This is a genomic window from Pseudomonas sp. HN11 (genome assembly GCF_021390155.1).
GTDB lineage: Bacteria > Pseudomonadota > Gammaproteobacteria > Pseudomonadales > Pseudomonadaceae > Aquipseudomonas.
On sequence record NZ_CP089985.1, the window covers coordinates 1,006,238 to 1,021,470 of the forward strand.

At 58.8% G+C, this 15,233-nt stretch carries 12 protein-coding genes and 1 other RNA gene; 7 read left to right on the top strand and 6 right to left on the bottom strand.

All coding sequences use genetic code 11. From position 1 onward, the window contains the following. Positions 1–97 precede the first annotated feature (97 nt). From LVW35_RS04570 to LVW35_RS04580, 3 genes are all read left to right on the top strand, one after another. Positions 98–1,957 carry a DUF1302 domain-containing protein gene (locus LVW35_RS04570; RefSeq protein WP_233893937.1) on the top strand — a complete coding sequence of 620 codons (1,860 nt, stop codon included), beginning with the start codon at positions 98–100 and terminating at the stop codon, positions 1,955–1,957. A 27-nt stretch (positions 1,958–1,984) separates the two neighbouring features. Then, positions 1,985–3,349, top strand: a complete 1,365-nt coding sequence (locus LVW35_RS04575; protein ID WP_233893938.1) for a DUF1329 domain-containing protein — start codon at positions 1,985–1,987, stop codon at positions 3,347–3,349. Positions 3,350–3,535: 186 nt separating this feature from the next. Further along, the gene (locus tag LVW35_RS04580) at positions 3,536–6,265 is read left to right on the top strand and encodes a LuxR C-terminal-related transcriptional regulator (protein ID WP_233893939.1); all 2,730 of its coding nucleotides are present in this window, start codon (positions 3,536–3,538) and stop codon (positions 6,263–6,265) included. 41 nt (positions 6,266–6,306) lie between these two features. Here LVW35_RS04580 and LVW35_RS04585 read toward each other — a convergent pair whose 3' ends face one another. Then, on the bottom strand, positions 6,307–6,996 hold the full coding sequence (locus LVW35_RS04585; RefSeq protein ID WP_233893941.1) for a retron system putative HNH endonuclease: 690 nt from the start codon (positions 6,994–6,996) through the stop codon (positions 6,307–6,309). A 5-nt stretch (positions 6,997–7,001) separates the two neighbouring features. Beyond that, entirely contained in the window at positions 7,002–8,327 is a 1,326-nt protein-coding gene (locus tag LVW35_RS04590) for an AAA family ATPase (RefSeq protein ID WP_233893943.1), read from the bottom strand. 191 nt (positions 8,328–8,518) lie between these two features. On the opposite strand from LVW35_RS04590, the gene LVW35_RS04595 reads away from it, so the two are divergent. Next, the gene (locus LVW35_RS04595) at positions 8,519–9,163 is read left to right on the top strand and encodes an MBL fold metallo-hydrolase (protein ID WP_233893944.1); all 645 of its coding nucleotides are present in this window, start codon (positions 8,519–8,521) and stop codon (positions 9,161–9,163) included. A 192-nt stretch (positions 9,164–9,355) separates the two neighbouring features. Then, positions 9,356–10,129: an OmpA family protein gene (locus LVW35_RS04600; RefSeq protein WP_233893945.1), complete on the top strand. Its 774-nt coding sequence runs from the start codon at positions 9,356–9,358 to the stop codon at positions 10,127–10,129. Positions 10,130–10,187: 58 nt separating this feature from the next. Here the strand turns inward: LVW35_RS04600 and LVW35_RS04605 are convergent, their stop codons facing one another. From LVW35_RS04605 to LVW35_RS04620, 4 genes are all read right to left on the bottom strand, one after another. Continuing rightward, positions 10,188–10,769 (bottom strand): BON domain-containing protein, encoded by a 582-nt coding sequence (locus tag LVW35_RS04605; protein WP_012722284.1) that lies wholly within the window; start codon positions 10,767–10,769, stop codon positions 10,188–10,190. After that, positions 10,766–11,359 carry a phosphoheptose isomerase gene (locus tag LVW35_RS04610; protein ID WP_233893946.1) on the bottom strand — a complete coding sequence of 198 codons (594 nt, stop codon included), beginning with the start codon at positions 11,357–11,359 and terminating at the stop codon, positions 10,766–10,768. Before LVW35_RS04610 ends, LVW35_RS04605 begins: the two co-directional genes overlap by 4 nt. Before the next feature lie 92 nt (positions 11,360–11,451). Beyond that, positions 11,452–11,823, bottom strand: a complete 372-nt coding sequence (locus LVW35_RS04615; RefSeq protein ID WP_233893947.1) for a YraN family protein — start codon at positions 11,821–11,823, stop codon at positions 11,452–11,454. Next, the gene (locus LVW35_RS04620; RefSeq protein WP_233893948.1) at positions 11,823–13,634 is read right to left on the bottom strand and encodes a penicillin-binding protein activator; all 1,812 of its coding nucleotides are present in this window, start codon (positions 13,632–13,634) and stop codon (positions 11,823–11,825) included. Before LVW35_RS04620 ends, LVW35_RS04615 begins: the two co-directional genes overlap by 1 nt. Before the next feature lie 176 nt (positions 13,635–13,810). Here LVW35_RS04620 and rsmI point away from each other — a divergent pair, with 176 nt between their 5' ends. Both rsmI and rnpB read left to right on the top strand, forming a co-directional pair. Continuing rightward, the gene (gene rsmI / locus LVW35_RS04625; protein ID WP_233893949.1) at positions 13,811–14,716 is read left to right on the top strand and encodes a 16S rRNA (cytidine(1402)-2'-O)-methyltransferase; all 906 of its coding nucleotides are present in this window, start codon (positions 13,811–13,813) and stop codon (positions 14,714–14,716) included. A 96-nt stretch (positions 14,717–14,812) separates the two neighbouring features. Next, positions 14,813–15,166, top strand: an RNA gene (rnpB, locus tag LVW35_RS04630) — RNase P RNA component class A. Positions 15,167–15,233 lie beyond the last annotated feature (67 nt).

The window sequence follows — 15,233 nt, forward strand, 5'->3', positions numbered from 1 at the left end:
CTGCCGAGCGGCATTGGAATCGTTGTATTCCGGCCGTTACATGCATCACAGAAAGAACTCACTGCCATAACAATAAAATGCACATGGAGTAGCGTCGATGACCTCAGTAAACCAGTTCTGGCGCCGGGCAAGACTGCCCCTGGCCGTCAGTCTCGCTTCTACGCTCGCCGGGCCCGCATTCGGCGTCAGTTTCAATATCGGTGAAATCGAAGGGAGTTTTGACTCGTCGCTTTCCGTGGGTGCGAGCTGGTCGACGGCCAAGCCCAACAAAGACCTGATTGGTGCAAATAACGGTGGTCGTGGCCTGTCCCAGACTTCCGATGACGGTCACCTAAACTTCAAGCGCGGTGAGACCTTCTCGAAGATCTTCAAAGGCATTCATGATCTGGAGCTGAAGTACGGCGATACCGGTGTATTTGTACGTGGCAAGTACTGGTATGACTTTGAGTTGAAAGACGAAAGCCGTGAGTTCAAAGACATCAGCGACAGCAATCGCAAGGAAGGTGCCAAGTCATCCGGTGGGCAGATTCTCGATGCCTTCATCTACCACAACTACAACATTGCCGATTTGCCGGGTAACGTGCGCTTCGGCAAGCAGGTGGTGAGCTGGGGTGAAAGTACCTTCATCGGCGGCGGTATCAACTCCATCAACCCGATCGACGTGTCAGCGTTCCGGCGTCCGGGGGCTGAAATCAAGGAGGGCTTGATTCCGGTCAACATGTTCTATGTGTCACAGACGCTGACGGATAACTTGTCGGCTGAAGCTTTTTACCAATTGGAGTGGGACCAGACCGTTACGGACAACTGCGGGACGTTTTTCTCGCAGCCGGACGTGATCTCAGACGGTTGCGACAATAACCTGCGAGTTCTCAACAAGCGCTCAACCATTCCGGGCGCTGCGTTCCCGACCTTGAATGCCCTGGGTGTAGACGTCAATAACGAAGGCGTACTGGTGCGTCGTGGCCCTGACCGTGATGCGCGGGACAGTGGCCAGTTCGGCGTGGCCATGCATTACAACTTCGAACCGCTGGATACCGAGTTCGGCGCGTACTTCATGAATTACCACAGCCGTGCGCCGATCTTCAGTGCGCAAGGTGCACCGTCCTCGGCTTATACCCGTCCGTTGGGGCCGCTGGCTGCGCTGCGTCCGCTGATCGTGGCCGGTAGCTCGAACTACTTCGTCGAGTACCCGGAAGATATCCGCCTCTACGGTCTGAGCTTCTCCACCACGCTACCTACGGGCACGGCCTGGAGCGGTGAGTTGAGCTACCGGCCGAATGCGCCGGTGCAACTGAGCACGACTGACATCCTGTATGCCGGTGTCACGCCCATTCCGGGCTTTGGCAATGCGTCCGTGCTGAAAGGGACGCCTGGCCAGGACCTGCATGGCTATAACCGCAAGGAAGTGACTCAGTTCCAGACAACCTTCACGCATTTCTTCGATCAGGTGATGGGCGCCAGCCGCTTGACCACCGTCGGTGAGATTGGTGTGACCCATGTGGGCGGCCTGGAAAGCAAGTCCGAGGCCCGTTACGGTCGTGATCCGGTGTTTGGTCCAGGTAGCCTGCCAGGCGGGTTCTGCAACGCCCTCAACAACTCGACGGCCACCGGCGCCGGTCTGCCCAATGCGGCAGGTCTGAACACCAACTGCAACAACGACGGTTACACCACCGCCACCTCCTGGGGCTACCGCGCTCGCGCCATCTGGGAATACCCGGATGTGTTCGCCGGCGTCAACCTCAAGCCAAACGTGGCGTGGTCCCATGACGTCAAAGGTTACTCGCCAGGCCCAGGCGGTAACTTCGAAGAAGGTCGCAAGGCGGTCAGCCTGGGCCTGGATGCCGAGTATCAAAACACCTACACCGCCAGCCTGGCCTACACCAACTTCTTTGGTGGCAAGTTCAGTACGGTGGATGACCGCGACTTCGTCGCGTTGAGCTTCGGCGCCAACTTCTAAGCACACGCATTTCAGGAAGACCAGAACATGAAAATAACCAAAAGTCTGTTGCACGTGGGTGTGCTTGGGCTGTCGATCCTGGCGAGCAACGTCATGGCGGCAGTGTCGGCGGATGAAGCCGCCAAGCTGGGCACGACCCTGACGCCGATGGGCGCGGAAATGGCCGGTAACGCGGCGGGCACCATTCCAAAATGGTCGCCGCTGCCAACCAACGCCGGCGCTGTTGACGCCCGTGGGTTCCTGGCCAACCCTTACGCCAGTGAGCAACCGCAATTCACCATCACTGCGGCGAATGTCGAGCAGTACAAAGACAAGCTGGCGCCGGGGCAGTACGCGATGTTCAAGCGTTACCCGGAAACCTTCAGGATGCCGGTCTACCCGACCCATCGCGGTGCCACGGTGCCAGCGGATGTGTTTGCCTCCATCAAGAAGAACGCCACCAACACCAACCTGGTGTCTGGCGGTAACGGCCTGGAAAATTTCGAAACCGCCGTGCCGTTCCCGATCCCGAAAAGCGGCGTGGAAGTGATCTGGAACCACATCACCCGCTATCGCGGTGGCAGCGTGACCCGCCTGGTGACCCAGGCTACGCCGCAGACCAACGGTTCCTACAGCCTGGTGTACTTCCGCGACCAGTTCGTGTTCCGCGACAAGATGAAAGACTTCGACCCGAAAAACCCGGGCAACGTGCTGTTCTACTTCAAGCAGCAAGTGACGGCGCCGGCCCGTCTGGCCGGTGGTGTACTGCTGGTGCACGAAACCCTGGACCAGGTGAAGGAACCGCGTTCTGCGTGGGTCTACAACGCCGGCCAGCGCCGCGTGCGTCGGGCGCCGCAAGTGTCCTATGACGGCCCGGGCACCGCCGCCGACGGCCTGCGGACCTCCGACAACCTCGACATGTACAACGGTGCACCGGATCGCTACGACTGGAAGCTGGAAGGCAAGAAAGAGATCTACATCGCCTCCAACAGCTACAAGATCGACGATCCGAAGCTCAAATACGCCGACATCATCAAGGCCGGCCACATCAACCAGGACCTGACTCGCTACGAGCTGCGCCGCGTCTGGCACGTCGTCGCCACCTTGAAGGAGGGCCAGCGCCACATCTACGCCAAACGTGACTTCTACATCGACGAAGACACCTGGCAGGCAGCGGTGATCGACCACTACGACGGTCGTGGCCAACTGTGGCGCGTCGCCGAAGCCCATGCCGAGAACTACTACGACAAGCAAGTGCCGTGGTACGCCCTGGAAACCCTCTACGACCTGCAGTCTGGCCGCTACCTGGCGCTGGGCATGAAGAACGAAGAGAAGCAGGCGTATGACTTCGGCTTCACCGCCAGCACCAGCGACTTCACGCCGGCGGCCCTGCGCCAGGACGGCGTTCGCTAACCCGCGTTGACCGAGGCCGCATCCTCGCAAAGAAGCCCCGACCGGTTCGGGGCTTTTTTGTATGCGTATTTTTTTGTCGCAGTTCTTTTTCAGGCAAATGTCGCAAAGATCTACAAACCCGCCGTTTTTACCGCTAGTCTGCGCAGATCTGCAATGCCGACCACAGCCTTCTACAAGAGCCCGGCGATGACTGATCTGTCCCGAATCCAAGGGCCTGCTAGTACGGTAATCCCGACGCTGGAAGGTCGCTTCTACAGGCCACCTCTGCCTGATGGTTATGTGCTGCGCCCGCGCCTGTGCGAGCGCCTGAGCGCAGGTCTGGAAGGGCGGTTGCTGCTGGTCAGCGCACCGGCTGGGTTCGGCAAGAGTTCGTTGGCGGTGGAGTTCTGCCAGAGCCTGCCGGCCCATTGGCAAAGCCTGTGGCTGGGCCTGAGCCCTCGGGACAACGACCCAGGGCGTTTCCTCGAGCGCCTGCTCGACGGTTTGCAGCAATTCTTCCCGCAACTCGGCGCCCAATCCCTGGGCCTGCTGAAAATGCGCCAACGTCACCAACCTTTTGCTTTTGAAGAATGGCTGGATGGCCTGCTTGACGAGTTAGCTGTGCACCTGTCCACCCGCGCACCCTTGCTGTTGGTGCTGGATGATTACCATCTGACCCAGGGGCCGGTGCTTGACCGTTGCCTGCAATTTTTTCTCAATCATTTGCCTGATGGTTTGGTGGTATTGGTGACCAGCCGCCAGCGGCCGGACTGGCATCTGGCACGGCTGCGGTTGTCGCGTCATCTGCTGGAACTGCATGAACAGGACCTGCGACTGACGCACGACGAATCACTGGCGGTGCTGGATCGCCATAGCAGTTCTTTGCGCGGCGAGGCCCTGGATAACCTGATCCGTCGCAGCGAAGGCTGGGTTGCCGGCTTGCGTTTCTGGCTGCTGGCCGCTTCTGAAGCGGGCAGCGACGGCGCCCTGCCGCAGAGCCTGCACGGCGGTGAGGGGCTGATCCGCGATTACCTGCTGGAAGAAGTCATCGACTGCCTGCCGGCAGACGTGCAGGCGTTTTTGTACGACACCGCCCCTCAGGACCGTTTCTGCAGCGAACTCTGCGACGCGGTGCGTGAAGCACACGACAGTGGCGAAATCCTGCGTTACCTGCAGGCACACCAAGTGTTCCTGGTGCCGCTGGACGAGCAGGGGCATTGGTACCGTTATCACCATCTTTTTTCTGATTTGCTGCGCACGCGGCGCGCCAGCAGCAACGTGCTGCCGGCGGCCAGCCTGCACTTGCGCGCGTGTCGTTGGTTCAATGCCCAGGGCTTGATCGATGAGGCGGTGGAGCAGGCGTTGCGCGCCGGTCATCTGGATGTGGCGGCCAACCTGGTGCAGAACCTGTCCGAAGAACAATTGCTGGCCGAGCAGAACGTGGGCATGTTGCTGCGCTGGAAAATGGACTTGCCCGACAGCCTGCTGATCAGCACGCCGCGCTTGATCGTGCTCTACAGCTGGGCCTTGGGCCTGGCCTGCCAGTTGGATGCGGCGGAAGAACTGTCCAGTTATCTCAGCCGCTTCCTGCCGGCGCCGTCGGCAACTGCGCAGAAATCGATGTTGGCGCAGTGGCTGGCGCTGAGCGGGATCATTGCCCGTGGCCGGGGCGATCGCGAGTTGACCCAACGCTACTGCGGCGAGGCCTTGGAAAGCTTGCCGCAACGGCGTTACGGCCAGCGGCTGATGTGTTTGTCGACCCTGTCCAACCTGGCCATCGTCGATGCCGACCTGTGGCGTGCGCGTGGCTTGAACCGCGAATCCCTTGAGCTGGCGCAGCGCGTCGGCAACCCCTTGTTCGAAGCCCTGGCCCATTATGACCGTGCGCGGGTTTTGCAGGCGCGCGGCGAGATCCTGCGGTCCTTGGATGAGGTGCGCCAGGGCCTGCAACGCTTGCACGGCCTGGCACCGCAGCGGCTGTACGCGGTGCGCGCGCGCTTGTCACTCTATGAAGGTTATTTGCTGCTGGTGCGGTTCCAGCCCGAGGCCGGGCTGGCACGCCTGCGCGCCGGCCTTGCCGAAGCCCGCGCTTGCCGCGATATCAGCGTGTTGATCGGCCATTGTGTGATCGCTAGTTTCGAAGGGCGCCGCGGTGACTTCGCCAAAGCCTTTGCCGAACTCGCCGAGGCCGAACGCCTGATGCATATCTGGGACGTGCCACCGATCTACTACCTGGCGATGATCACCCTGATCAAATGCGAGCTGTGGTTGGCCCAGGGCCGCACCGACCTGGCCGACGCCTGGCTGACCCGCCTGGGGCAAACCTACAATGGCGAACACGCCGCTGCCGCGCCGGAGTTCCACCCACACCTGCCGCAGCACATCGGGCTTCAACAGGCTGCGTTGGACGCGACTCGCCACCAGCCGGCGGCGGCGTTGCAACGTCTCGAAGAGTTGGCAATACAGGCTCATAACAGTGGGCGTCAGATGATCGCGCTGATGGCCCTGACCCAGCGGGTGCAACTGTTGCTGGGGGAGGGGCGGGAGGCAAAGGCGCGTCCAGTGTTTGCCCAAGCCCTTGAGGCCGGGGCAGGTGGCGCGTTGCAACCCTTCGACCGATTGCTGGAAACCCACCCGGACTGGATGCGCGAGCAGCTTGCCAAAGATCCCCATGGGCCGCTGAGCCAGAGCCTGCTGGCGCTGTTACCGGCGGTTGCAGTGGTGGAGGCAGCTTCGACTCATGAGACATTGAGCGCCCGAGAGCTGGCGGTGCTGCAATTGATCGCTCAGGGTTGCTCCAATCAGGAGATCAGCAACCGGTTGTTTATCTCACTGCACACGGTCAAGACTCACGCGAGCCACATCAACAGCAAGCTGGGTGTGGAGCGTCGTACGCAAGCGGTGGCTCGGGCACAGGAAATGGGGTTGTTAGGGTGAGAGGGCAGATGTTGTCGAGCAGTAAAACAGTCCACTCATGCCTATGCTTGCAAAAAATGCCTGATGGTCGTGGCGTAGGGGTGCCAGCGCGTGGCCTCAATCTCTCCATGTAAATAGGCGACTCGATCAGCTTCGTCCCACGATGCAAGTTCTGCCAAATCACCGTCGTTGATCTTGCGGTAGCTTCGCACCGCATTCGCTCGTGCGCCTTCAAGTGCGTTGTTGTCTAGACCAAACACACGAATTGTTTCAGATGCGCAGTGTGCCTCTTCTTCACTCAGCTTGCTCCTCGCGCGTACTTCTCCAGTCGAATGGAAGTAGAGGAAGTATTCTGGGTCATGCTCGTCAGGTTTGATGAGCATGTCAGGGTCGTATAGGGGCGCGTCACGGCGGTCCTTGTAATGGCCGCAATGATGAGTAGAACCGCAAGCGAGAAAAAAATTATTCCATTCAAATGTCAGCTCCGGGTAACCGTTAGGGTGTTTTCGATTTTTTCGTCGAAAGTGTTCGATATGTCCTTTGTGGTAGATAGCACTTTCGCAATAAGCGCATCGTAATCCATATTCCTTGGCCTCCTCCGATGTGACTCCGGGGATACCTTGTAATTGAAATAAGGCGTGCCGTAATTGTCTTTTGCATGGGCGGCGGAAGTCATCCCATGTTTGCTGGTTATAGTCATACTCTGCGAGGCATGCTGGGGCGATCACAGCAGCGCGATCCAGTTTTAGCATGGCGATCAATCCTTGATGTTTGATTGCTTTTTCAACTTGAAGGTTTGAAAACGTATCAATCTGTCGGCATCCAAAACGACCGAATGGTTGGAACCATAGAAATTAACGAGACGGTCGCGTAATTCCGCTCCTCTAACACTTTCGTGGTTGCCCGCTTCAATTTCAGCGATGTAGTCCGCCAACCAGCGAGCTTCAGTGACCGGTGGAATGGGGTTGACGCCCATGATGTCGTTTAGTGCGACTGCGCTTTCTATACCTTTGACTTCCTGCGACGGACTGATGGCTTTCCACTGCCCTGCCATGTCTTGGAAAACCACGCGGATATTCTTGCGCTCAACGGTGGAGAGCACCTGGGGGCTATGCGTACTCACTACGAACTGTATCTCTGGAAAGGCGTTACGCAGGTTAGCCATGACCCGTTGTTGCCATGCGGGGTGAAGGTGCAGATCGATCTCGTCTATGAGCACAATGCCCCTGGTCTCAAGTGGCGCTCTGTGTTTGAGGTGTCCATTCAAGCGTGCGCATCTTAATGCGAGGTCGGCTACCAGTGTGATCATGGCGCGTACGCCATCACTGAGTAAGCTTAATGGAAGGGCGCCGTGATCCGGGTGAGACATGGCGAGCTCTTCAAAAACGACACTGTAGTGAAACCCGCTCCAACCCTCGTCGACCAGAATTTTATCGACAGCATCTCTAATACCTTGCAACCGTGGTTCCAGATCGGACTTTTCGTAACCTGACTGTTCCTTCTGTTGGATGGAGGCGAGTGTGGCTTTTTTCATCCATTCCTGCAGTTGAACAAACGTCGAAAAAACCGATAGGCAATCTTCGTATCCTGCCGTACGACTCTCGGTCAGGATTGCTTTGCCAGACACATTTTTGTGGCTAACCCAAAGGCGTCTCGAGCTGTAATAGCGCACGACAGGTAATGAAACATCCGAGCTTTTACGTACCAGGGACTGAAACTCTTTACCCCAGAAAGCTAAGGGTTCTGCCTCCTTGTTTGTTGTACGATTTTTAGGGCCATTCAAAGCCCGCTGCCATTCCACGTCCGGCTTCGCCATTTTGGCACTGACGACAACGGGGAACTGCGGGACGTTTTCAAATCCCTCTCCAACCCTTGCATAACGAGCGTCAGTACGTTCGATATGCTTGGACACACCGTGGTCGAATGCCCCGACAAACGGTCCCAGGGCTGTCGCAATCGCTTCAAGAATCGAGGTTTTTCCTTGGCCGTTGCGAGCGGCAATTACCGTCAGCTTCTGGTCGAAATCTATCTCTAGCTCAGCAAAGCGTCGGAAGTTTTCAAGGCGTAGCTTTGTGAGATTCATAAGCTCTCTTCTGGCAGAGTGGCACGACCCAGTGGCTCTGACAGTGCGCAATTGCTCACTGCATTAAGAGGGCGTGTGTTCAAGTGGATATACTAACAGCGCTTCAACCATTACGTTGCCGCGCTGTTATTAGCAGGCATTAAGCGTTTTCACAGTACTTCAGGCGTTTCGTCAACATTACCGGAGCATTCATGGGGTCTCAAGATAACAGCCTCATCCGCGAAACCTTTCCCGTAGGCCCCCTACAGTGCAACTGCACCATTATCGGCGACCCGATCAGCAAGAAAGCCATCGTGGTCGATCCGGGCGGCAACCATGAATTGATCCTGGCACGCCTCGATGCCCTAGGTCTCAAGGTGGTCAGCATCATTCATACCCATGCTCACCTGGATCACTTCCTGGCGTCGGGCCAGTTGAAGGAGAAGACCGGCGCCACCTTGCACTTGCACAAAGAGGATCAATTCCTTTGGGACAATCTGGAAATGCAATGCCAGATGTTTCGCGTGCCCTATACCCCAGTGCCTTCGCCGGATCGCTGGCTGGAACATGATGAGGAGTTGGCCTGCGGCTGTGGCGTGGCGTTGCACACACCCGGCCACACGCCGGGGTCGATGAGTTTCTGGTTTGCCGATGCCAAGCTGCTGATTGCCGGTGACACACTGTTCCGTCGCGGTATCGGGCGCACTGATTTATGGGGCGGCGACCAGGCCACCATCGTGCGTTCGATCAAGCAACGCCTGTACACCCTGGACGAGGGCGCAACGGTGGTCACCGGTCATGGGCCGGATACCCGATTGGGTGATGAAATGCGCGAAAACCCTTTTGTGCGTGCGTGAAGGAATAATTGCCGGGCAGAGCGCGTTCTATAACAGGCAAACCTTGTAGCAAAAACTCAGGTCGTGTTCAGCGTGCGTCTGCTACGGTTTGCGCAGTCACGGAATTTTTACCGTTTGTCGCGTTCCAAACTCGGCACAGGTCCATTGCCAATGTCCTTTGCACCATAGAATGCAAAAGTAGGAGCTCCCTTCATGTTCACTTCGCGTCGTCTGCTTGTTGTCGCTACCGCCGTAGCCTTGTTGTCCGGCTGCGCATCACCTAACCCTTATGACGGCAGCAGCCAGGGACAGGCGAGTAATGAGTCTGGCGGGATGAGCAAGACCGCCAAATACGGTGGCCTTGGTGCCCTGGCCGGTGCATTGGCCGGTGCGGCGATTGACCATAACAACCGTGGCAAGGGTGCGCTGATCGGTGCCGTCGTTGCGGGTGCCGGCGCTGCGGGTTACGGCTACTACGCCGACCAGCAGGAAAAGAAACTGCGTGAAAGCATGGCCAATACCGGGGTTGAAGTTCAGCGCCAGGGTGACCAGATCAAGCTGATCATGCCGGGCAACATTACCTTCGCGACCAACTCGGACGCGATCTCCAGCAGCTTCTACCAGCCGCTGAACAACCTGGCCAACTCGCTAAAGCAGTTCAACCAGAACACCATCCAAATCGTGGGTTACACCGACAGCACGGGTAGCCGCCAGTTGAACATGGACCTGTCACAGCGCCGTGCTCAGAGCGTGGCGAACTACCTGACGTCTCAGGGTGTGAATGGCGCTAATCTGACTGCGCGCGGTGCCGGCCCCGATAACCCGATTGCCAGCAATGCCGATGTCAATGGCCGGGCCCAGAACCGTCGCGTTGAAGTGAACCTCGGCCCGATTCCAGGCCAGCAGTACGGTCAGCCAGGTGCCCAGCAACAGACGCCACAACAGAACAACCAGTTCCAGGGCAATCCGTACTCGCAGTACCAGTAAACATTCGCTAATAAAAAGGGCGCCTGTATGAGGCGCCCTTTTTTGTGGCTTGGTTACATCAATCGATGTACTCGAAGACTTTAACGATTTTCTGCACGCCGGACACACCCTGCACCAGGTTGGCGGCGCGAGTGGCTTCGGCCTGGGTGAGCAGGCCCATCAGGTAGACGATGCCGTTGTCGGTAACGACCTTGATGCGCGAACCGGGGATCGCGTTATCGGTGAGCATCTGCGCCTTGATCTTGGTGGTCAGCAGGGCGTCATTGCTGATGGCCAGCAGGGTGATCGGGTCCATCACCTGCAACTCGTTATGCACTTTCTTCACGCGCTGCACGGCGGCGGCTGCTTGCTCGGCCTGGGCCTTGAGGTCTGCGCGTGGTGTTTGGCCGGCGAGCAGTACGACGCCGTTGAAGCTGGTCACGACGATGCGCGAAGCACCATTGCCCAGGTCTGGAGCGGCCTTGGCGACGTTGACCTCGACCTTGGTTTCGATCAGCGAGTCATCGATCTTGCTGCCGAATGTGCGGGTGCCCTTGTCATCCTGAATAGGGGTGTCACGTGTCGCGGTGATGGCCGTGCTGCAGCCGCTGATAGCGAGGCACAGGGTGATGGCCAAAAGGCTCAGGCGGTTAACGGTCATTCTTCACTCCCAAACAGTTGGCTGTCGATCAGATCGCACAGGCAATGGATCGCCAGCAGGTGGACTTCCTGGATACGTGCGGTGACATTGGCCGGGACGCGAATCTCCACGTCTTCAGGCAGCAGCAGCGAGGCCATGCCGCCGCCGTCGCGTCCGGTCAATGCTACGACAATCATTTCGCGATCATGTGCGGCCTGGATCGCTTGAATAATATTCGCCGAGTTGCCGCTGGTGGAAATCGCCAGCAGCACGTCACCGGATTGGCCAAGGGCGCGAATCTGCTTGGAGAAGACTTCGTTGTAGCTGTAGTCGTTGGCGATCGAGGTGATTGTCGACGAATCGGTGGTCAGCGCGATGGCCGGCAGGCTTGGACGCTCTCGCTCAAAGCGGTTGAGCAGCTCGGACGAGAAATGCTGGGCATCGCCGGCCGAACCGCCGTTGCCACACGAAAGCATTTTGCCCTCGTTGAGCAAGGCATTGACCATGACCTGACTGGCTTGCTCGATGTGCGGTGCAAGTACGTCCATCGCCTGTTGCTTGGTGTCGATGCTGGCCTGGAAAAGCTGGCGAATTCGGGATTGCATGTCCATCTGTGTGACCTTAAGTAGCGCGGCTGTTTGGCACAGGAGTGTGCAGCCCGCAAAGCAAAGAGCAAAAGTGTGTGGTGAAGATGTCCGGCGAATCAGCTGTCGAAGGCATTTTTGAGCCAGTTCAGATCAGCCTGACCAGACGGTGTGCTTTCTATGGCAACCACATCGAAACGGCAGGGGGCGTCGGCCCAGCGATGCTCGGTTTGCAGAAAAAACTGCGCGGCGAGTATCAGCTTTTGACGCTTGCGCCCGTCAATACTGGCGAGCGCGCCACCCCATTGTGCGTGTTTTCTGTAGCGGACTTCGACGAATACTACTGTATCGCCGTCAAGCATGACCAGATCAAGCTCGCCGCGTTTACACAACCAGTTCTGCGCCAGCAGACGCAGACCCTGTTGTTGCAAGTGTTTCAACGCTTGTAGTTCGGCATCCTTGCCGCTTTGTGCGCTGGACCGCTCGGGCATCAGCGCGGGGTGTCCGGCAGACGCTGGATCTCGCCGCCGACAAACTTGGCCCATGGCATCTGGCGATCAACGCGCTGGTTGGCGCTGATGCCCAGGTTGCCCGACAGACCGTCAACACGGGTATCCGGCAGTGCCTTGAGTTGCCCCAGGCGCGGCGCCAGGCGGTAGGCATCGACACCCATCGCGTACAGGCGGCCGAGGCTGCCATTGGCTTGCGGCCATTGTGCGGCAACCTGGTTGCGCAGCGGGTCGGTGGTGTTGAGCAGCCAAGGAGTTTCACAGAACATCACGTTGGTCATGTCCAGGTACTGATTTTTGTCGCCGCTGGCGCTGAACACATGGGACGTGGCATACACCGGCACATCGCCGGCGTATTGGAAGTTCAGGGTTGGCTTGATCTGCTGGGCCAGTTGCGGGGGCACGGCCAGGAAGATGAACTCGATATCCTGACGACGCGAAGGTTGCGCGGCCACGTCAGTGCCTACAGTGCTCTGCAGGCTTTTGGCGCGACCTTCGCTTTTGCGCAGTTGGAACAGATCGGCAATTTGCTGGGCGAGGGCGACGGGCTGATCGACATACTCAACCCCCATGACTTGGCCGCCATTGGCTTCCCAGTCCTGGCGGAAGGCTTTGTAGACACGCTCGCCCCATTCGCCACGGGGCACCATCGCGGCCGCACGGTGCAGGCCGTCGGCACGGGCCCGGCGCGATACTTCGCGGGCTTCGTCTTCGGCGGCCAGGCCGAACTGGAACAGTTGCGCCGGGCTGCGATCAGTCTCGCTGTAGTTCAGCGCCAGGGTGGTGATTGGCAGTTGTGGACGCGCACTGAGCTGTTTGACCAGAGGCTTCTCCAGCGGCCCCACCACCAATTGCACACCGGCGGCCTGGGCGTTGGCGTAGAACTCATCGATGGAGGTCAGACGCGAACTGTCATAAAACTCGATGACCGGCGGCTTCTGCCCGGCTTGTTCAGCCTGGTAGTGAGCTGCCATGAAGCCTTCACGCAGCGCCTTGCCGACGGACGCCAGCGGGCCGTCCTGTGGCAGCAGCAGGGCGATTTTGGTCAGGGGCTGGCTGGCCAGCTCCTTGAGCTTGGTCAGCGGCGTCGGCAATTGCACGGCGGCCGGATGGCCCGGGTTCTGTGCACGCCAGGTGTCGATGGCAGCCTGTTGTTGCTCCAGTGTACCGGCGCCCTTGACCGCCTGGGCCAGGGTAATCCAACCGTCGAGTGTCGGGTTGCCGGTGGCTTGCAACTGTTCGGCCGGCAGGGCGGCAATCAATGCCCAGATAGCGTCGTGGTTGCTATTGGCGGCATCGCCAGTGAGCAGCGGGGCCATGGCCACACGTTCGCGGGCGGCAGCCATGGTTTGGCCATCGGCTTCATAAGCACGGGCGTGCACGCTGCCGGTGCGGATCTGCTGTTCAGGCGGCAGGTCCTTCAGGCTTTGCAGGCTTGGGTGGTTCAGTGCGCTCAACGCGGCCTTGGGCTGGTTGCGCGCCATCGCCAGTTCGGCGGCCAGTGTGCTGGCAAAGATTTGCGCGGCCGGCTTGAGGACATCCAGGGGCACCTGCGCAAGAATCTGCGACGAGCGGCCAGGGTTGTTCTGTTTGTAGGCCATGTCTGCCGCACTCAGGCGCAGCAATGCGGCCTTTTCTGGCGTCTTGGCGGTGGTGGCCTGTTCGAGCAGTTGCTCGATACTGGCGTCCGGGGTCCGTGGAAGGTCGCCAAGGCTGGACGAGGGCGAGCTGGCACACGCGGCCAGCAAGGCAGCGAGGCAGAGGGCGGAGAGCAGCCGCAGGCAAGCGATCATGTAAGTGTTCCTGATACCGATCAAATTAGCGTGGAATTGTACCCAAGCACTGGCCCAGGCGCGATGTTACTGGCGTGAAACCGTCGATTTAGGTCGTGCAAATGTTGCTGTTGGCTTTGAATGGCTGAAAAGGCATCTGCCGTGATGGCATATTTCCAAGGTGCCTACGCGCTACAATGTGGTTTTTGCCAACCATCGAGGTGTGCGTTTTGACTGCTCCAGGTCCTTTGAATTCCACTGCAGGCTCGCTTTTTGTCGTGGCGACGCCCATTGGCAACCTGGACGACATCAGTGCCCGGGCATTGAAAGTGTTGCGCGAGGTTAAATTGATCGCGGCTGAAGACACCCGTCACTCCCAGCGGTTGATGCAACATTTTGGTATCAGCACGCCATTAGCGGCCTGCCATGAACACAACGAGCGCGAGGAAGGCAGTCGCTTTATCGTGCGCCTGCTGGCCGGCGACGATGTAGCGCTGATCTCCGACGCGGGCACGCCGCTGATCTCCGATCCCGGCTACCACCTGGTGCGCCAGGCCCGGGCCGCTGGTATCAATGTAGTGCCTGTTCCGGGGGCGTGCGCGCTGATCGCTGCATTGTCGGCGGCTGGCCTGCCTTCCGACCGCTTCATCTTCGAAGGTTTTCTGCCGGCTAAAGCCGTAGGCCGGCGTGCACGCCTACAAGCCCTGAAGGAAGAACCGCGCACCTTGATCTTCTATGAAGCCCCGCATCGCATCCTTGAGTGCCTGCAGGACATGGAGCTTGTATTCGGCGGTGAACGCCTGGCCTTGCTTGCCCGTGAGCTGACCAAGACCTTTGAAACCCTTAAGGGGCTGCCTTTGGAAGAACTGCGTGCGTTCGTCGAGAGTGATAGCAATCAGCAGCGCGGCGAGTGCGTGGTGCTGGTGGCGGGCTGGACGGCACCAACGGATGAAGACGCCGTGGGCAGCGAGGCCATGCGTATTCTGGATCTGCTGCTCAAAGAGATGCCACTCAAGCGAGCAGCCGCCCTGGCGGCGGAAATTACCGGGGTGCGCAAGAACCTCTTGTATCAAGCTGCGCTGGATAAGCAGAATGCCGAATAGTTCCGGCGTTAAACCTGTATTGCGTCTGAGCGTGATGGCAATTCTGAACTTTTATTACTTGTCCTAAGTCCGCCGTGCCGTTAACCTGCGCGGCGGAGAGTCGATTGGACAGTCGCTGCCCTCTATGAAAATTAGGGGGGGGAGGAAAGTCCGGGCTCCATAGGGCGAAGTGCCAGGTAATGCCTGGGAGGCGTGAGCCTACGGAAAGTGCCACAGAAAATAACCGCCTAAGCACTTCGGTGCCGGTAAGGGTGAAAAGGTGCGGTAAGAGCGCACCGCACGACTGGCAACAGTTCGTGGCTAGGTAAACCCCACTTGGAGCAAGACCAAATAGGGTCCCAAGGCGTGGCCCGCGCTGGGACCGGGTAGGTTGCTAAAGATGTCCAGTGATGGCCATCGTAGACGAATGACTGTTCAAGACAGAACCCGGCTTATAGATCGACTCTCCACCTTTTTCCTTCTGACCGGGTCTCGGGCAGAAAACCGGTAGTGACGCAAGAATCCCTCCCTGCCAAAT